General features: G+C 47.8%; 17 protein-coding genes. 12 read left to right on the forward strand and 5 right to left on the reverse strand.

Annotated features, from left to right (window positions below):
* The first annotated feature begins 73 nt into the window (after nt 1-73).
* Complete coding sequence (locus N2K84_RS18720) at nt 74-547, forward strand: hypothetical protein (RefSeq protein ID WP_282593363.1); 474 nt, start codon at nt 74-76, stop codon at nt 545-547.
* 113 nt (nt 548-660) lie between these two features.
* Here the strand turns inward: N2K84_RS18720 and thiL are convergent, their stop codons facing one another.
* Entirely contained in the window at nt 661-1,704 is a 1,044-nt protein-coding gene (gene thiL, locus N2K84_RS18725) for a thiamine-phosphate kinase (protein ID WP_282593364.1), read from the reverse strand.
* Between the two features lie 145 nt (nt 1,705-1,849).
* Here thiL and sufB point away from each other — a divergent pair, with 145 nt between their 5' ends.
* The 4 genes from sufB to N2K84_RS18745 all read left to right on the forward strand — a co-directional run bounded on the left by sufB (nt 1,850) and on the right by N2K84_RS18745 (nt 7,461).
* Nucleotides 1,850-3,295 carry a Fe-S cluster assembly protein SufB gene (gene sufB / locus N2K84_RS18730; RefSeq protein ID WP_282593365.1) on the forward strand — a complete coding sequence of 482 codons (1,446 nt, stop codon included), beginning with the start codon at nt 1,850-1,852 and terminating at the stop codon, nt 3,293-3,295.
* Between the two features lie 78 nt (nt 3,296-3,373).
* Nucleotides 3,374-4,123, forward strand: a complete 750-nt coding sequence (sufC, locus tag N2K84_RS18735) for a Fe-S cluster assembly ATPase SufC (RefSeq protein ID WP_282593366.1) — start codon at nt 3,374-3,376, stop codon at nt 4,121-4,123.
* 1 nt (nt 4,124) lies between these two features.
* Nucleotides 4,125-5,489, forward strand: coding sequence for a Fe-S cluster assembly protein SufD (gene sufD / locus N2K84_RS18740; RefSeq protein WP_282593367.1), 1,365 nt, complete (start codon nt 4,125-4,127; stop codon nt 5,487-5,489).
* Between the two features lie 313 nt (nt 5,490-5,802).
* Complete coding sequence (locus tag N2K84_RS18745) at nt 5,803-7,461, forward strand: LVIVD repeat-containing protein (protein WP_282593368.1); 1,659 nt, start codon at nt 5,803-5,805, stop codon at nt 7,459-7,461.
* 56 nt (nt 7,462-7,517) lie between these two features.
* Here N2K84_RS18745 and N2K84_RS18750 read toward each other — a convergent pair whose 3' ends face one another.
* On the reverse strand, nt 7,518-8,057 hold the full coding sequence (locus tag N2K84_RS18750; protein WP_282593369.1) for an RNA methyltransferase: 540 nt from the start codon (nt 8,055-8,057) through the stop codon (nt 7,518-7,520).
* A 174-nt stretch (nt 8,058-8,231) separates the two neighbouring features.
* Nucleotides 8,232-9,503 (reverse strand): arginine deiminase, encoded by a 1,272-nt coding sequence (locus N2K84_RS18755; RefSeq protein ID WP_282593370.1) that lies wholly within the window; start codon nt 9,501-9,503, stop codon nt 8,232-8,234.
* A 104-nt stretch (nt 9,504-9,607) separates the two neighbouring features.
* Here N2K84_RS18755 and N2K84_RS18760 point away from each other — a divergent pair, with 104 nt between their 5' ends.
* On the forward strand, nt 9,608-10,198 hold the full coding sequence (locus N2K84_RS18760) for a DUF4294 domain-containing protein (protein WP_282593371.1): 591 nt from the start codon (nt 9,608-9,610) through the stop codon (nt 10,196-10,198).
* Nucleotides 10,198-10,764: an RNA 2',3'-cyclic phosphodiesterase gene (gene thpR / locus N2K84_RS18765; protein WP_282593372.1), complete on the forward strand. Its 567-nt coding sequence runs from the start codon at nt 10,198-10,200 to the stop codon at nt 10,762-10,764. The genes N2K84_RS18760 and thpR overlap by 1 nt, the downstream gene beginning before the upstream one ends.
* 63 nt (nt 10,765-10,827) lie before the next feature.
* Here the strand turns inward: thpR and N2K84_RS18770 are convergent, their stop codons facing one another.
* Entirely contained in the window at nt 10,828-12,243 is a 1,416-nt protein-coding gene (locus N2K84_RS18770) for a sugar transferase (protein WP_282593373.1), read from the reverse strand.
* 88 nt (nt 12,244-12,331) lie between these two features.
* The gene (locus N2K84_RS18775; protein ID WP_282593374.1) at nt 12,332-13,171 is read right to left on the reverse strand and encodes a hypothetical protein; all 840 of its coding nucleotides are present in this window, start codon (nt 13,169-13,171) and stop codon (nt 12,332-12,334) included.
* A gap of 139 nt (nt 13,172-13,310) precedes the next feature.
* Here N2K84_RS18775 and N2K84_RS18780 point away from each other — a divergent pair, with 139 nt between their 5' ends.
* The 5 genes from N2K84_RS18780 (at nt 13,311) to N2K84_RS18800 (ending at nt 18,810) form a co-directional block, all read left to right on the forward strand.
* Complete coding sequence (locus N2K84_RS18780) at nt 13,311-13,961, forward strand: protein-L-isoaspartate(D-aspartate) O-methyltransferase (protein ID WP_282593375.1); 651 nt, start codon at nt 13,311-13,313, stop codon at nt 13,959-13,961.
* A gap of 7 nt (nt 13,962-13,968) precedes the next feature.
* A complete protein-coding gene (locus N2K84_RS18785; RefSeq protein ID WP_282593376.1) occupies nt 13,969-14,610 on the forward strand; it encodes an MBL fold metallo-hydrolase in 642 nt (213 codons plus the stop codon).
* Between the two features lie 111 nt (nt 14,611-14,721).
* On the forward strand, nt 14,722-17,586 hold the full coding sequence (gene gcvP, locus N2K84_RS18790) for an aminomethyl-transferring glycine dehydrogenase (RefSeq protein ID WP_282593377.1): 2,865 nt from the start codon (nt 14,722-14,724) through the stop codon (nt 17,584-17,586).
* Nucleotides 17,587-17,638: 52 nt separating this feature from the next.
* Nucleotides 17,639-18,451 (forward strand): 4-(cytidine 5'-diphospho)-2-C-methyl-D-erythritol kinase, encoded by an 813-nt coding sequence (gene ispE / locus N2K84_RS18795; RefSeq protein ID WP_282593378.1) that lies wholly within the window; start codon nt 17,639-17,641, stop codon nt 18,449-18,451.
* 119 nt (nt 18,452-18,570) lie between these two features.
* The gene (locus tag N2K84_RS18800; RefSeq protein ID WP_282593379.1) at nt 18,571-18,810 is read left to right on the forward strand and encodes a hypothetical protein; all 240 of its coding nucleotides are present in this window, start codon (nt 18,571-18,573) and stop codon (nt 18,808-18,810) included.
* Nucleotides 18,811-18,952: the final 142 nt, after the last annotated feature.

Genomic DNA, 18,952 nt, shown 5'->3' on the forward strand with positions numbered 1-18,952 from the left:
TCCTTGCATCCGGGTTTTTTTAAACCATTTTGTTTCTATCCTGTTTTTATGGCCTGTTGTAATTCTTTAACACATGAAAATCACGATTCTTACCGTCTTATTATTTTTTGGTCAACTGGTTTATGCACAAGATCATCCGGAAAACCACGATCATCACCGGAACCATGTTGGATTTGGGCTGGGCGCCACTTCTATTTTTGCTGAAAACAACTTGGCGCCGGGTCTGCATGTCCATTATTCGTACCGTCTGTCCGATCACAGTCCGTTTTCGCTTGGAGTAGGGTACGAGGCTATCCTGGATAAGCATACACACAGTACGGTGACAGGCTTGCTCGGTTATGAACTGGGGCGAATTCTGATCAGTGCCGGGCCGGGTGTCACTTTTGGAAAGGAAGATGGCGAAACACACCGGAGCTTGTCGGGTCACCTGGAATTAGCATACGAGTTTTCGGTGGGCGATTTCCACTTGGGCCCCATGGCTGGATTTGGTTTCGACCGGGAGGAGTCTCACGCATCGGTTGGCGTGCATGTCGGCTTTGGTTTTTAGCCTTGTTTTTTTTGAGCGGAAATCGTTGCCGGCAAGGCCGGCATTTTAGAAAACGAAAGTCAAGTTCCCTCGCCTAACGATTTCGTATTAACCGGCCTTTGCCTGCGCATTTTCTAATTCTTTTTCAGCGGGTTCCAGCCTTGTGCCTGCAACGGAATGGCACTGCCCAGCGCCGTCACCAGGTTGGCGCCTTCTTGTTGCTCGGTAATGTGCCCGATGATGGTAATATCCGGATCGTTCTTGATCTTATCGTGATCGGCCAGCGGGATGGTGAAGAGCAATTCGTAATCCTCGCCACCATTTAAAGCGGCTACCAGTGGGTTGATGCTCAGCTCATCAGCGAAACGTTTGGTCTGATAATCGAGCGGGATTTTTTCTTCGTAAATATTGCAGCCGACGTTTGAGGCCTTACAAATATGCAACAGGTCCGACGAAAGTCCATCCGAGATGTCAATCATAGCAGTTGGCGTTACGTCAATAGTTTTCAGGGCTTTCGTGACATCGCCGCGCGCTTCCGGTTTCAACTGCCGTTCCAGGATGTAATCGTATCCTTCGAGCTGGGGCTGCACATTTGGGTTGACTTTGAAAACTTCATTTTCGCGTTCCAACAGTTGGAGGCCCATGTAGGCGCCACCCAGGTCGCCCGAAACACAAATCAGGTCGTTTACCCGGGCACCGCTGCGGTAAACGGCTTTTCCTTTTTCAACCTCACCCAGTGCCGTTACACTGATGACCAGGCCGGTCACTGAGCTGGTTGTATCGCCACCAATCAGATCAACGCCGTATTTCTCGCAGGCCAGGTAAATGCCTTCGTACAGTTCGTCAATCGCTTCCACCGAAAATTTGCTGGAGATGGCCAGCGAAACCGTAATTTGCTTCGGTTGGGCATTCATGGCGAACACGTCCGAAAGGTTGACCATAACGGCTTTGTATCCCAGGTGCTTGAGCGGTACGTACATCAGGTTGAAATGAATTCCTTCAACCAATAAGTCGGTGGTTACCACTTGCTGTTTGTCTGCGTAGTCGAGCACGGCCGCATCGTCGCCAACTCCTTTGATGGTGGAGGCATTTTTGAGTTTTATTTGATGGGTGACATGCTCAATCAGGCCAAACTCGCCCAGCGTTGATAATGAAGTTGCTTTTTTAGTATTATCCATTTTTTAAATATCAGACTTAAAGGTGTGAATTGAAGTGCATCAAGCCGCAAAAATAGCTTTACTTCATTATCTTTGCAATTATTTTTAAACAGGCGACAGTAAAGTTTGTTATTACAACCGGTAAGAAATCAGAAAATAGAAGTTTATGGAAGAACAAGATAAAATACTGGAAGAAGTAACTTCAGGCGAATATAAATTCGGGTTTGTGTCCGATTTTGAGATGGATACTATCCCCAAAGGATTGAATGAAGACGTAATCCGTATCATTTCGGAAAAGAAAGGCGAGCCGGACTTCATGCTACAGTTTCGGTTGGATGCGTTTAGAAAATGGCAAAAAATGAAGATGCCCGATTGGGCGTACCTGAAAATGGCCCCGATAGATTTTCAGGAGATCATTTACTATGCCGCTCCTAAGACAAAACCACAATATGAAAGCCTGGACGAAGTGGACCCCGAGCTGTTGGAAACTTTCAACAAGCTGGGCATTCCGTTGGAAGAACAGAAAATGTTGGCAGGCGTGGCGGTTGATGCCGTGATTGACAGTGTTTCAGTAAAAACTACGTTTAAAGAAACGCTGGCCGAAAAAGGCATTATTTTTTGCTCCTTTAGCGAGGCTGTGAAGGAACATCCCGACCTGGTTCAAAAATACCTGGGCATGTCGGTCCCGGTAACCGATAACTTTTTTGCAGCGCTCAATTCGGCGGTTTTCTCCGACGGATCGTTCTGCTACATTCCCAAAGGAGTGCGCTGCCCCATGGAGTTGTCCACTTATTTCCGCATCAATGCTGCCGGTACCGGCCAATTTGAACGGACCCTGATTATAGCCGACGACGACAGCTATGTGAGCTATCTGGAAGGCTGTACCGCTCCCATGCGCGACGAAAACCAGCTCCATGCGGCCGTGGTCGAAATTATTGCCTTGGAACGTGCCGAAGTGAAATATTCAACCGTACAAAACTGGTACCCCGGCGATAAAAACGGCAAAGGCGGTGTATATAATTTTGTCACTAAGCGGGGCGTTTGTCGCGGCGAATCGTCAAAAATTAGCTGGACGCAGGTAGAAACCGGTTCGGCCATTACCTGGAAATACCCCAGTTGCATTTTATTAGGTGATAACTCGGTGGGCGAATTCAACTCGGTGGCTGTAACCAACAACCACCAGCAAGCCGATACAGGCACCAAAATGATCCACATTGGCAAGAATACGAAAAGCACCATCGTGTCAAAAGGGATTTCTGCCGGGAAAAGCGACAATGCTTATCGCGGACTGGTAAAAGTGATGCCTGGAGCTACCAATGCACGCAATTTCTCGCAGTGCGACTCGTTGCTGCTGGGATCGACCTGCGGTGCACACACTTTCCCGTATATCGAGGTGGGCAACAAAACTGCCGTCGTTGAACATGAAGCAACTACCTCAAAAATCGGTGAGGACCAAATCTTTTACTGTAATCAGCGCGGGATCTCTACCGAGGATGCCATCGGGATGATTGTAAATGGCTATGCTAAGGAAGTGCTGAACAAACTGCCGATGGAATTTGCGGTGGAGGCTCAAAAACTCTTGCAAATCAGTCTGGAAGGAAGCGTTGGATAAATCCGAAATTATTAATTCAGAGTGTCAGTTTGGTTAACACCGAAACTTGAAACTCACAATCCGTAACAATTACAGAACATGCTTACAATAAAGAATTTAAAAGTTGCCGTTGAGGGAATGGAAATCCTGAAAGGAATCAACCTCGACATAAAACCGGGAGAAGTACATGCTATTATGGGGCCAAACGGTTCGGGCAAAAGTACCTTGGGCAACGTGTTGGCCGGTAAGGAGAATTATGAAGTGTTGGAGGGAGAAGTATCTTTTCTGGGAGAGGACTTGCTGGAGCTGGCCGCTGAAGAACGCGCCAAAAAGGGATTGTTCCTCAGCTTTCAGTACCCGGTTGAAATTCCGGGTGTCCCCATGGTTAATTTCCTGAAAACTTCGCTGAACGAACATCGAAAATATAAAGGACTGGAGCCGCTGACGGCAGGTGAGTTCCTGAAACTGATGCGCGAAAAAAAGGAAATGCTCCACCTGGATTCGCAACTGACCAACCGGTCGGTGAACGAAGGTTTCTCGGGCGGTGAAAAAAAGAAAAACGAAATCTTCCAGATGGCACTGCTCGAACCCAAGCTGGCCATTCTCGACGAAACGGATTCGGGGCTGGATATCGATGCCCTGAAAATTGTGGCCGAGGGTGTTAACGCATTGAAAAGTCCCGAACGGTCAACCATCGTCATTACACACTATCAGCGATTGCTCGATTACATCGTGCCCGATTTTGTACATGTTCTCTACAAAGGGCGCATCGTAAAATCGGCCGGAAAAGAGTTGGCCCTGGAGTTGGAAGAAAAAGGATACGATTGGATTAAAAAAGAACTTGCTTAACATGACCCAAACCGTAGTAAATAAAATCGCGGTAAGCGAAAAATATACCTCGCTGTTTCAGGTCAACCGGGAGCTGTTGGATGAAGGTTCATCCCCGTTGCTCAACCGGATGCGTGACGTGGCGATCAAACGATTTGAAAAGGTGGGTGTGCCCGGTTTCAAAAACGAAGACTATAAATACACCAACCTCGAACGCGTTTTCGATAAAGAATACCGTCCGGTTTTTCAGTACGAAAAGGTGGACGTTGACCTGAATGAAGTGTTTCGTTGTGATGTTCCGCAGCTGAACACGTTTACTGTCCTGCTGATCAATGGCTGGTTTTATGCCCGCAACCAGCAACTGTCCGGTTTGCCCGATGGGGTGGTGGCAGGCAGTTTGGCGCAACTAGCCAACGAACGGCCCGAATTGGTGCAGGATTACCTGAACCGTCAGGCCGGCTTGTCGGATGATCCGCTGGTGGCGCTCAATACCGCTTTTGCAAAGGATGGCTTTTTTCTGTACGTGCCCGATCATGTGGTCATTGAAAAGCCGATTCAGGTGATTAACCTGATGCGCTCGGAAGATGCCGTTTTTGCTACGCAGCGAAACCTGATCATCATTGGGAAAAACAGTCAGGCCAAGGTGATCTTCTGCGATCATACGCTGAGCGCCTGCGATTTTTTGGTCAATAACGTGACGGAAGTTTTTGTAGGCCGCGATGCTGTGGTGGATGTTTACACCATTCAGAGCCAAAGCAATAATGCCAACACGGTGAACTCCTCTTTCTTTAAACAAGCAGAAAATTCAAATTTGTTGACCGGCACAGCTACCCTGCACGGCGGCCTCATCCGGAATAACCTGAAGGTGAGCATGGATGGAGAACATGCAGAAGCGAAGGTGCTGGGAATGTCGTTTACCGACAAACGGCAGCACGTGGACAACTTCACCAACATTGAACACAATAAAGCACATTGCCTGAGCAACCAACTTTATAAAAACGTGTTGGACGAAGATTCGGTTGGCGCTTTTACCGGGCGGATACATGTGGCCCGCGATGCTCAAAAAACCAATGCGTTTCAGCGGAACAACAACGTGCTGCTGACCGATTCGGCCAAGATGAATACAAAACCACAGCTCATTATTGATGCCGATGATGTGAAATGCAGCCACGGCGCCACGGTTGGTCAGATTGACGAGGAAGCGCTTTTTTATCTGCGTGCCCGTGGAATTAATGAGCCGGACGCCCGTCTGATGCTGATGAACGCTTTTGCACACGAAGTAATCCAGGAAATCCGCGTGGAACCGCTCCGCGACCGGATTGATGAATTAGTCGATAAGCGACTGCGCGGCGAATTGGCCCGGTGCCATTCCTGCGACAGAAGTTAATTGCGAAATGAGATAGATTGAGGATGACTCAAAAGTCTGATAGTACTGGATCCCGGTCATCAGCTTTTGAGTCATCTTGTTTTTTTATCGGATTTCATTTTCAAATGCATTTTTATGCAAAAAAATGTTGGCTGAACGTATGGTCATATTGTCGATTCGGAATATTTTTCGATGCGGGTGCGTCATATTCATGTGAAAAAATTTCTCCGGTTCAATAATTTCTATAGTTTTGCTAAATGTACAGGCATTCAATTCATTAATTGAAAGACTTTTGGCTCGAAAGGGCGTTTGTTTTTAACTAAAATTACCCGAGATGAAAAATAGAATTCTGGTAGCCTTAATCGGCTTATTGGTTGTTCTGGTCAGCTGCGAACGCGACGACAACCACACTGTAACGGATTTGGAAAGCTTGGCAAAAGCTGTAATTATTCAGCGTGAAAACTTAGAAGGCCGGGTGAGTAACGCTAATGCCGGGGTAGTGGCAACGAGGTCAATTGCCTCGGAAGTGACGCCGGTTCGGCTGAAATCAGTTACACTTGACGATGAGGATTTGGTGAGCGATTTACCATTGGTATTAATTGCCGAAGTAGCTGCCCCCGAATTTGAAGGCAACGTTTTACGCGCAACGCATGTTGTTGTTTCGGGCAACTATGCCTATGTTTCTTATAATTTTGAAGAGGAGCCATACTTGGGCGCCGTAGATGTGATTGATATTTCAGATCCTTACATGCCACAGTTGGCCGTTCAAGCCATCTTCCCTAATATGGATATAAGCTCGCTGTATCTTCAGGATCAAACGCTTTATATGGCAGGGGCAAATAAATTGTTGCATGAAGACGGCACCAATCCTGCCGTGCTGATAAAGATGAACCTGGATCAGGGATTTCTTACCGAAGATGTTACATTGGTTGATATGCCGGGATATGTTGGCACAGGTATTATTGCCGGAGAAAATTCCTATTATGGGGTGTCGGGCGATAACGGTGTTTTGGCAAGCTTCAGCAAAAGTGGCGATGTTTTGGAGGCCAGCATCAATCTGGCCGATTTGCGTGATGTGGGTATGACGGATAATCGGCTTGTCGTGTTGAGCGGAACCGAAGGTATCCACATTTTTGATGCTGCGACTCTTTCTCCGGTCAGGAATTTTGAAACCAGCCAGGATGTTAGGGATGCCAAACGTACCATCGACTTTTATGTCGGGAGTGTGTTGGCTGCAGAAGGTTTCCACGGAGTTGGTATTTACGACCTGGCATCAGGTGAGAAACGGCTCTCCATTCCGGTATCCCGTGCCGATGGCTTGGACGTTGACCCAAATGAAGTGGTTAGCAATGCCGTTTCGGTGAATGAGGGACATATTTTTGTTGCCAATGGCGCCGCAGGCGTGGGGGTACTGACCATGAAGGACGGGGAAGTTGATCAGCTGGTCGATTTTGTTAGTTTGGCTTTGCCTGGTTCGGCAAACTATGTGAGAAGCGCGGGCGACTATGTGTTTGTTGCAGATGGTTTTGGCGGTCTTCAAATTTTGAAGATGGTGACTGTTGAACAGGAGACTGCCGTTCGTTGCGAAGAATATCCGGAATATGACGGCAAAAAGAACCTCACGGTTAATTCCGGAGAGGAATTGGCCTACAGTAGCTCGGCAAGTTTGGATAAAGTTGAAGTGAACGCCAGCCTGGTTTGGTGCGGCGCTTTGTCAGTCAGCCAACACTTGGTGGTTAACACGGGTGGAACTTTCACGATGATTGGCTCTTTGGCCCAGGGTACAAAGAACCAGGATCTGATTATTAACGGTAGTGGAACTTTACGGATTGAAGGTAGCTTGGTGGTTTACGGCGATTTGGTTCTGAACAGCAATTCCACACTTGAATTTATGGGCAGTGGTTCGTCCATCACCGTTTATGGCGAGGTACGAAAAGGGGACAATGTGAATATTATCGGTGATTTTAACGACACAAACAATAGCCTGAATTAGGTAATAATAAGACAACAGAAAAGAGAGAGAGGATACACGGCGTGTCCTCTCTTTTGTTATTTGCCGGGATATCTCATCTTCTTAAATAGGTCCCAAAGGACAATTCCCGCGCTGACGGAAACATTAAACGAGTGTTTGGTGCCAAACTGTGGGATTTCGATTGCTCCGTCGCACAAATCGACAATTTTTTGCTGAACGCCTTTTACTTCATTCCCAAAAACAAGGGCAAGCTTTTGATGAATGGTGGGATCAAAATCGGGGAGCATCACGCTCTTGTCAATTTGCTCAATGGCGAAAATCCGGTACCCGGCCTTTTTCAGTTTTAAAATAGCTTCCTCTGTTTGTTCAAAATAAAGCCAGTCAACCGATTTTTCGGCATCCAGCGCCGTTTTGTGAATTTCCTTGTTGGGCGGTGTGGCGGTGATGCCACACAAATAAATCGCTTCTATCAGTAACGCGTCGGATGTTCGGAAGAAAGAGCCGATGTTGTTGCAACTCCGCACATTATCGAGCACCACCACAATGGGAACCTTGTCTGTTTCTTTGTACTCTTCGGCCTGGAGCCGGTTCAATTCGTTTGTCCGTAATTTTCGCATATTTTTTTTCTATTGGTAACGGACTTTCTAAAAAAAATTATCAGGAAAGTCCGTTACCTTCCAGTGGTTGAATTTTATTTTGCCGGTTACGGGCGCAAAGTTAACGTTCCAACCGGATACCTTGCTTTTGCTCCGCAAGTTTGTCAAAAACTCAAGGTATAAAAGGATAAAAGTTTACCAATCTACCTTTTTCCGGCAGAAAGGCATGGTCATGCACCGGGCGCCGCCACCACCGCGCGCCAGTTCCGAACCGGCAATGGTAATCACGCATTTCCCGTTTTTCGGAATTTCCGCCTTCCCGTCAATAACCGCCTGTGCTTTGATGACTTCAAATCCTTGTTTGTTCAGTTCTTCGATGGTGTAAACGTTGCGTTCGTAGCCAATAATCTGTCCGGGGGCAATGGCAAAAAAGTTGGCTCCGCTGTGCCATTGTTCCCGTTCCTGGGTCCACAAATCTTTGCTGCCCCCGCAATAGATCGGCTTCAGATCCATGCCGAGTTTTCGCAGGGCTTTGGGTAGGTTTTTTTCTTCCGAGATTTTAGTCACTTCGCCATTTTCTACCTGTATGTGGATGGTATGGAAGCGGTTGGTCCCCAGTATGAGCGGTTCGTACACCATGCAGGCATCGCGGTCCAAAAAGGTGAAAACCATGTCGAGATGGATGAACGATTCCGGCATGTCGGGCAATTCCTGAACCAATATATGGCGGATAGGTTCTTTTTTCTCTTTGATCGTTTCCAGGATAAAATCGATACCCGCGGCAGTGGTCCGCACACCAGTGCCAATCACCAGTACATCTTCGCGGGCTACCTGAAAATCGCCCCCTTCAATAGATAAATTTTTCCCCACCGGGAGGCTTCCCGGTTTTTGTGCGCTCAGCGTTTTGGCCTCAATTAGCGGGTGGTGGTTAAAGATGGCCTCCATGATGGTGGCTTCTCGGTCGCGTACCTTGTTGGCCATTTTCCCGATAACAACCTCATCGCGGAACGACATGGACGCATCGCGGGTAAACAGGAAATTATGCAGTGGCCACAGACTGAAACGTTCATTGCTCAGGTACCGGCTAAGGTTGTTGCGGTTGATGGGCACACCTTGGATGAGTTGACGTGCCAGCTCATCCGGGCTAAGTTCTGCCAGTTCCTGGTAGATGTTTTCCGCGTTTTCCTGGTTGCAGATTTCGTTCAACAAATCAGTTCTTATCTGCCCGTTTTTCAGGACTTCGGCCAGCAGATCGGTTACTTCCAGGCAAAGGCCGGCTTTCGACAGCACCCCTTTCAATTGCGTGTATTCTTCACGCGCAACCGACAAGTTCAGAATATCGCTGTACAAGGCGCGCTTGGCCGTTTCCGGGGTCATTTCCTCCACTTCGAGCCCCGGTGTATGGATGATTACGCCTTCGAGTTCCCCAAACTCTGACGCTACATTCACGTTCATTTTGTTAATCATATACCCTTTCTTAAATTTCAACAAAGATAATAACATTGCCCGGACGGATAATCTGCCGGGGTGCTGTTCGTTTTGGTTTAAGAACATACTATCTTCGCAGGTGGATGATGCGGATATTGTTGCTGATGATATGGGGATGCTTGTTCCTGTTGCCCAATGCCAGGGCGCAGGAAAAGGATACGGTACATTACCTGGAAGCTATCCGGGAGAACGGCGATACTTTGCCCCACCGCGACCTGGATCCGATCCTGGTTTATCCCCGGAAAGCGTTCAAATCGCGCTCGGTTGAACGCCGGTACTGGCGATTGGCCATGAAGGTGAAAAAGGTTTATCCCTTCGCTAAAAAGGCTGCTGAACTGATGCAAACGTATGATGCGCGATACCGGGCTGCCAACGACCCAAAACTTCGGAGGAAATACCTCAAGGCGGTTGAAAAAGGGCTGTTTGATGAATATGGGCCGCAGCTGAAAAAACTGTCCATCTCGGAAGGACGTATCCTGATTAAACTGATAGACAGGGAAACGAAACATTCTTCTTACGAACTCATTAAAGATCTGAAGGGCGGCGTATCGGCTTTTTTCTGGCAGGGAGTGGCCCGTTTGTTCGGGAACGATCTGAAGGAAGAGTACGATCCCATCGTTGAGGATCGGCTTATCGAGGAAATCATCTTTTACATTGAAATTGGGATGATCTGATGAAACGGACATTCATTGCTATCAATATTGAACCGGGCAAGCAGCTGTTAAAAGTGGCAGGACATCTGCAGAAAAAACTGTCGAACGAGAAGATCAGTTGGGTGGCGCCGCAAAACCTGCACCTTACCCTTCACTTTTTGGGTGAAACACCCGACGATAAACTGCCGGTGGTGAAAACCATTTTGCAGCAACTGGCCTCAAGTGCGCAGCCCTTTACGTTTCAGCTGGAGGGCGTTTCCTGTTTTAAACGTCACGGGCAACCCAGTGTGATTTTTCTGGCAATACCGGAAAACGGGCAACTGACAGCACTTGCCAGCAAGCTGGGACTATTGCTGGGCGAAGCCGGTTTTATGATCGATGAACGGCCGTTTAAGCCGCATCTAACTCTGGCACGGGTGAAGTACCTGAACAACAAAATCCGTTTCTACAAATTGTTGGAACAATTGGACCAGTCAAATCAGCCGGTTTCTCAGGTGGTCGAAGTAAAAGAAATTATCTTTTTTGAAAGTGTTCTGAAGTCTTCCGGCCCGCAATATGTTGCTCTGCAAAAATTTACTCTGGGGTAGTTTCTGCAAAATCAAGCCGAAAAAATAGAACGATAATTAATCACATCTACAGGTTGGGGAGACTTACTTCCCTTTTTGATGAAAGATTTCCAGGATACTGTAAATCATGATTTTGAAATCGAGGTACAGCGAGATGTTCTTCAGGTAAATCAAGTCGTAGGGTAAGCGCTCCAGCATTTCGTCGATAGTGGAGGCGTAGCCGTATTTTATCTGTCCCCAGGAGGTAATGCCGGGGCGGATTTGATGCAGTAACGAAAAATGGGGTGCACGGGCCACCAGTTGGTCAAGGTAATACTGGCGTTCGGGGCGCGGGCCAACCAGCGACATTTCTCCAATAATGACATTGAAAAACTGAGGAATCTCGTCCAAATGGGTTCTTCGCAAAAAACGGCCAATTGGAGTGACTCGCAAGTCATTGATGGTGGCCAAGGCCGGTCCGTTTTTTTCGGCATCGCGGAACATCGTGCGAAATTTGTAAATGGTGAACGGTTTGCCGTATCGCCCGATGCGGGTTTGCGTATACACAACAGGCCCTGGCGACCCGGTTTTGATCAGGATCGAGATCGCAAAGATGACCGGCGAGAAAACAATCAGTGCCACAATCGAAAAAAACACATCAATCAATCGTTTCAGGTTAGCTTGCCAAACCGGTATCACCCCGTTGGATATTTTAAACAGGGGTTTACCATAAATGGTATTGGTTTTCTCGTATGCCGACAACAAATCATATAAATCAGGGATTCCCCAGATGTTCACCGTGCGCTGTTGCAGGGTAATCAGTATCTGACTGAGCAATTCGTGTTGGGTAGAATCAATTGTTACAATTACTTCTTCCAGCTTATATTGATCGGCAACAGTTGCAAAATTCTGCCAAGTTCCCAATTCAGGCAAGGAAGCTGCCAGCGGTTGGTTTTCTTCGTCACCAATACGTAAAAACCCGACAAAACGAAAGCCTGCCGGTAGCATCTGTTCGTTCAACTCACGATACATTTCAACGGCCTTTGCATTTCCTCCGATAAAGATGGTGTTAAAACCCAGTTTTCGGGTGTGAATCCGGTGTATCACGTTACTGGTCAGCATCAGACGAAAGCTGTAGGTCAGCGAGAAATGCAACCCGAAAAGCGTAAAAAAGAGCCTGTAATAGTGTTGGTATGTTTCAACATAGTCATCAAGCAGCAAAGCAAAAAACAGGATGGTCACGCCTGTCAGCGTGGTGCCCAGGGTTTGTCCCAGTTCCAGCAAGCGCGATTTGCGGAATACCTGATTGTAATAACCGGTGAGGTAATAAAGCAGGAGCCAAAACACGGGGACAAAAACCAGCCCCAGGTAAAATTGGGGTGTAAAATCAAGCGGGATTTCGGTGCCAAAGGTTTGTGGCTCGATAAAAACCTTCCGGTAATTATAGAAAAGCCCCCAACTGGCAGTTGCCGTTAGCAGGTCCGAAGTCAGGTATTTGGCAACTTGTACCTTTTTATTCATGTAAGTTTCTGTTTAGTTAGTCGGCTCGATTAGCGAGTTCTGTCGTTTGAGTGAACGGGCGGTTGGGTGAATTATTTCCCGCGTCCATTTATTCCAGCAGGGTACTTTCGCTAATGGTTAGCTTTTCTTCAATTTCACTGAAAATGCAACGAGCCTGTAACAGTTCGTTCAGTGAGACGAGAATCGCTGGTTTACGGTTTACGGCCAGGATAAATTGCCGGAGGGCATTTTTCTCGGAGGCAGCCAGTTCCGGTCTGTTAAGTGGCGGTAGCTGACAAACATGCATGGGTTTGTTCTTCTGAAAGATTTCCAGCACTGATTGATTCGCTTTAAACTGGTTGGTAAACGAAATATGGGCGATGGTGCCCGATGAAAATGAAAGGCGTACGTCCAATACGGATACCTGGCTTCTCCCGTCGAGCACTATCACTTCGGCTTTCCTGAAACTGCTTTTTTCCAAAACAACCAAACACAGCAGGTTATGCATCAATAGTTCCCGGCTGTCCATTGCAGGGATGGGAGCCAAACGAAAATTGAACAAAGCAGGTGTTTCCAGTTGCCCCACCAGTTTCAGGTTTTTACTGCGGAACAGGTGAGGGATAAAGATCTGGCTGATGCAGCCGGCTTCATTTTCGAGGCTGATCAAAGCTTCTATTTCGTGTGTTGAAAGCATGGGGGGGGCTTTCAAAAACAGGTGGTTGCTCCGGCGGATGGCCTGCCTGATCAGGTTCATGTCGGGATGAGGCAATTCAATATACAAGCCATCGGTTGTGTTTGCAATTTCTGTCGCCGTGTTGATGGTCTGGTCACCGGTCAGGCTTTCGGGCGAAAGACTTTGATGGGTGATCGATAGTTCTTTGAATTTCCCGATCGTCGGCGCTGAATCCGCGCCGTTCTTGTTTGCCGAAAGTATTCCCATTCTGATCATAGTGCAAATTAGAAATAAAAAGCTATTTTCAGCCTTTCCCCCAAGCAGAACTTTTCAACGTCGTTTGTTGATAATGTGCTTTTTTTTCGGGGGTACCTGAAAGGTATTTTAAACTATTTTTACCGAAAATTTTAAAAGAATGGATTCCCCGGATACGTTGAGGCATCAAGGCTTGCGCAAAAGGCTGGTGGAAGGTTTGCGCATAAAGGGCATACGGGACCAACGGGTGTTGGATGCGATTGCCAAAGTGCCCCGGCATTTGTTTATGGATAGCAGTTTTATACAGTTTGCCTATAAGGACCAAGCTTTCCCGATTGGCGCCGGGCAAACCATCTCGCAGCCATATACGGTAGCCTTTCAAAGCATGCTGCTGCAGCTGGAACCAAATGAAAAGGTCCTCGAAGTGGGTACAGGTTCGGGTTATCAGGCTGCCGTTTTGGTTGAAATGGGTGCCAACGTCTTTACCATCGAACGTCAGCGCGAGCTCTACCTGAAGGTCCAGCAGCTGTTGCCGGAGCTTGGCTATCATCCCAAATTCTTTTTTGGCGATGGTTATAAAGGCCTGCCAACCTATGGCCCCTTCGATAAAATCATCGTTACGGCAGGCGCACCTGTAATCCCCGACGATTTATTGCAGCAGCTTCGAATTGGCGGGCGCATGGTCATCCCGCTGGGGCCGGCCGAAAAACAAATTATGACCGTTATCACCCGGATGGGTGACGACGATTTTAAAAAAGAAGTTTTTGGGGCCTTTGTGTTTGTCCCCATGCTAAAAGGAACTGAAAAATAATTTACGGATGATACACGTTCAAAAATTCACATTCAATCCCATTCAGGAAAATACGTATGTCTTGCACGATGAAACAGGTGATTGTATTATTGTGGATCCCGGTTGTTATTATGATTATGAACAGAAGGAACTGTCCGGTTTCATTGCCTCAAGCAACCTGAATCCGGTAAAAATAGTTAATACGCACTGTCATTTCGACCATATTTTAGGTGTGAATTATTGCCGCGCAACCTACCGGATTCCTTTCCTGGCCCACCGCGATGATGCATTTCTGGTTGATCAGGCGGTAGCACACGGCGACTTGTTTGGCGTTCCGGTTGAGCCGATCGACCCTCCGGATGAATTCATCGCCGAAGGTGATCAAATTCGTTTTGGTAATTCCGTGTTGGAGCTGATCCATGTACCGGGTCATGCGCCTGGAAGCCTGGTGATTTATCATCCCGAACAAAAATTCTTGCTGGCCGGGGATGTTCTTTTCTACGGCAGCATCGGACGGACCGATTTGCCGCGTGGTAGTTACGACCAATTGGTGGATAACATTAAATCGAAATTAATGGTATTGCCCGATGATGTGCTCGTTTACAGCGGACACGGCCCCGAAACGTCCATCGGCTTTGAAAAAAACGCCAATCCTTTTTTAACCGATTAATTCAACTTTTTCCAGGTTTGGGAACAAAAAATGAAGGGCAATAAATATCATTTTTTACTCCTGAACTTCAACCTATTATTGACACAGAATATAAGATATAAATAGAATAACATGGCAAGTGATAAATTTGTGGCACGCCACATTGGCCCGCGGGAGCAGGAAATCAGTGAAATGCTGAAAAAGATCGGTGTTTCATCAGTGGATGAATTGGTTGATCAAACGGTTCCTGAAAACATCCGGTTAGAGCGGCCCCTGCAGCTGGAGGATGGCCTTACCGAAAGACAGTATTACCGAAAGATTTTGGGCCTGGCAAAAAAGAACAAGGTGTTCAATACCTATATTGGCATGGGATACTATGATACCATTACACCGGCCGTGATCCTGCGCAATGTGCTCGAAAACCCGGTTTGGTACACGTCTTACACGCCTTATCAAGCCGAAATCTCGCAGGGACGGCTGGAAGCCCTGTTAAACTATCAGACCATGGTTTGCGAGCTCACGGCTATGGAACTGGCCAATGCGTCGTTGCTGGATGAGGCCACAGCAGCAGCCGAAGCCATGATCATGATGTCGAATGCCCGTACACGGGAAAAAGCAAAAGCCGGCGCCAACGTGTTGTTGGTCGATCAGCAGATTTGGCCGCAAACGCTCGATGTCCTTAAAACCCGCGCTGTTCCTTTGGAGATTGAACTGAAAGTGCTGGATGTTGCCGATTTTCAGTTCACCGATGAAGTGATTGGCGCTATGGTGCAATACCCAAATGCCAATGGCGAGGTCGTTTCCTATGCCGGCTTGGTTGAGAAGGCCCATGCCGCTGACGCCAAAGTGGCGGTGGCTGCCGACTTACTTAGTCTGGCTATTCTGATCCCGCCGGGAGAATGGGGAGCCGACATGGTGTTCGGAAGTTCGCAGCGTTTTGGTGTTCCGATGGGATATGGTGGCCCTCATGCTGCCTTCTTTGCTGCCCGCGATGCATACAAAAGGATCATGCCGGGCCGGATTATTGGCGTGTCAAAAGATCAGCACGGCAACCGCGCTTTGCGGATGGCCCTTCAAACACGCGAGCAACATATTAAACGCGAACGGGCCACTTCCAATATTTGTACTGCGCAAGCTTTGCTGGCCACTATGGCTGGTTTTTATGCGGTTTATCACGGGCCGGAAGGCATCTGCCAGATTGCCGACCGCATTCACTGCATTGCCGCACTCCTCGAAAAGGAAATCACAGCGCTGGGCTATCTGCAACTCAATAGGAACTATTTCGATACCATTCGTTTTGCCTTGCCCAAGTATGTGAAACGAGAGGACATTGAATGGCTTTCGCTGGAACTGGAGATGAATTTCCGTTATTTCGAAAATGGCGAAGTGGGACTGAGCATCGACGAAACCACCAACCTCGACGATATCAACTGGATCATCGAAGTCTTTGCCAAAGCGGCCAACAAACCTTTCCCGAGAATCCGGCAGTACCCGGATGGATGTACTATTGATGCTAATTTGATGCGCAACAGCGCTTTTATGCAGCAGGAAGTTTTCAATAAATACCGCTCTGAAACCGAGATGGTACGCTATATCAAAAAGCTGGAGCACCGCGATATTTCGCTCACCCATTCCATGATCCCATTGGGATCATGCACGATGAAACTGAATGCGGCCACCGAAATGTTGCCCTTAAGTTGGATTGAATTTGGTGGTATGCACCCTTTTGTGCCGAAAAACCAGGCCCGGGGCTATCACGAAATGATGGAGGAATTACGCCGCGACCTCGCCGAAATTACCGGGTTTGCTGATGTGAGCCTCCAACCCAATTCAGGGGCCGCCGGCGAATACGCTGGTTTGATGGTTATTCGCGAATACCACCTGAGCCGTGGCGACCATCAGCGCAATGTGGTGCTGATCCCGGCCTCTGCGCATGGCACAAACCCAGCCAGCGCGGTAATGGCCGGCATGGAAGTAGTTGTCGTGCCTTGCGACGAGCGTGGAAATGTGGACCTGGACGCTTTGCGCCAGAATGCTGAAATGTATAAAGAAACCTTGTCCGCATTTATGGTGACTTATCCGTCCACACACGGGGTGTTTGAGTCGTCCATCATCGAAATGTGCGACATTATTCATCAAAACGGTGGACAGGTGTACATGGACGGGGCCAATATGAATGCCCAGGTTGGGCTGACCAATCCGAAGCGAATTGGCGCCGATGTTTGCCACCTGAACCTGCATAAAACGTTTGCCATTCCGCATGGTGGTGGTGGCCCGGGGGTTGGGCCGATTGCTGTGGCCGAACATTTGGTGGCTTTTTTGCCTTCGCACCCGGTTATGAACAACGGGCACATCGGCATTACGGCTGTTTCGGCAGCCCCTTGGGGAAGCGCCTCGGTGTTGCCCATTACCTACGGCTACATAAAAATGCTTGGTGCCGATGGCCTGAAACGTGCCACCGAAATCGCTATTCTGAATGCCAACTACATTGCTGAATCGCTGAAGTCAACTTATGGTATTTTATATACAGGCGAGAATGGACGCGTTGCGCACGAAATGATTCTGGAGTGCCGGCACCTGAAGGCGGAATCGGGCATAACCGAGGCTGATATTGCCAAGCGCCTGATGGATTACGGCTTTCATGCCCCAACGTTGTCGTTCCCCGTTCACGGAACGTTGATGGTTGAGCCAACTGAAAGTGAATCCAAGCACGAACTGGACCGCTTTATCGAGGCAATGGACTCAATCTACCAGGAAATTCAGGCTATCATGGCCGGGAAACTGGACAAAGCGGACAATCCGCTGAAGAATGCACCGCACACGGCCGAAGCAGTTACCTCTGACGCTTGGGCACATCCGTACAGCCGTCAGCAGGCCGCTTTCCCCTTGAACTGGTTGAAGGAGAATAAATATTGGCCACCGGTTGGGCGTATTGATGATGCTTTTGGCGACCGTAACCTGGTTTGTACCTGTGCTTCTACAGAGAGTTATCAATAAGTGCAAATTAAATGATTGTGTTTTCGTAACTTTGGGTAAGCACTTTATCAATATGATTACTTATCCAATAGCAAAAATCAACATTGGGCTGCATGTCACCGAGAAGCGCCCCGATGGTTTCCACAATCTGGAAACCATCTTCTACCCCATACAGATGCAGGATGCACTGGAAGTGGTGGAAGCAGGTGATTTTAGTTTTAACATGACCGGGTTGACATTGGAGGGTGATCCGATGCAAAACCTGGTGATCCGGGCCTACGAGCTGTTAAAGGCCGACTATGACCTGCCCCCGGTGCAGATCCATTTGCACAAGAATATACCTTGTGGCGCCGGGCTGGGAGGTGGTTCGTCTGATGCGGCATCTATGCTGATGTTGCTGAACGACCTGTTCAAATTGAAAATAAAGAGAGAGAAGTTGATGGAGTATGCCCTGCAACTGGGCAGCGACTGCCCGTTTTTCCTGCATGCTAAACCGGTTTTTGCTACAGGCAGAGGCGAAAAAATGGAAGATGCGAATGTGAACCTGAAGGAGTATTTTCTGATTCTGGTTAAGCCTCCGATCCACATTTCCACACCGGAAGCTTACCAAAACATCGTTCCGCAAAAACCCCGCCTGTCGCTAAAAGGGTTGATCGGATTTTCGGTGAACAAGTGGAAAGGCAATATCCGGAATCAGTTTGAGCCCTATGTTTTTGAGAAATATCCAGAAGTGGGACAAATTAAGCAGAAACTCTATGATGCCGGCGCTTCGTTTGCATTGATGTCGGGCAGCGGATCTGCGGTTTACGGGCTTTTCCGTTCCGAAAAACGGGGGCTCGAAAGCCAGTTCCCGGAGGACTACCAGATCTTCCGGCAGCGGCTTTAAGATTTTGTTACGAAAGCTTTTGCTTTTTTTAACAGGTTTACTTGTAACGGTTTGTGTTTTCGATAGTCTATGTAATTGAAAACAATTAGAAACAGGAACAACAAGTAAGTCTTAAAGCTATGAAAACACGTTTAAACCGCCTGGCATTTTTGCTTGCCATTGCAGCAATTGCCTTCACAGGAATTCAAGCCAAGTCGAGTTCGAAATTATTTGTACCGGAGTTTGAGCCGGAAATGGAAATTGAAAGCTGGATGACAGCTGATGTGTATTGGTCCAATTGCGACGATTTAATTGAACAGGAAGCAGAGCCTGAATTGGAGTTGGAAACCTGGATGGTTGATGAAGGGTATTGGAGATAGTTGGACGGATGATCCTCCGTGAAGCTGAGAAGCAGGATGGAAAATATAAAAAGAGGCTGTCTCAAAAGAGTTCAGCCTCTTTTTTTATTTTGGGTTTTCAAGTCAAAAATCAGCGAAGGGCATCACATTTTTCAATTTTTAC

This window comes from Gaoshiqia sediminis, from assembly GCF_025907915.1.
Lineage (GTDB): Bacteria > Bacteroidota > Bacteroidia > Bacteroidales > Prolixibacteraceae > Gaoshiqia > Gaoshiqia sediminis.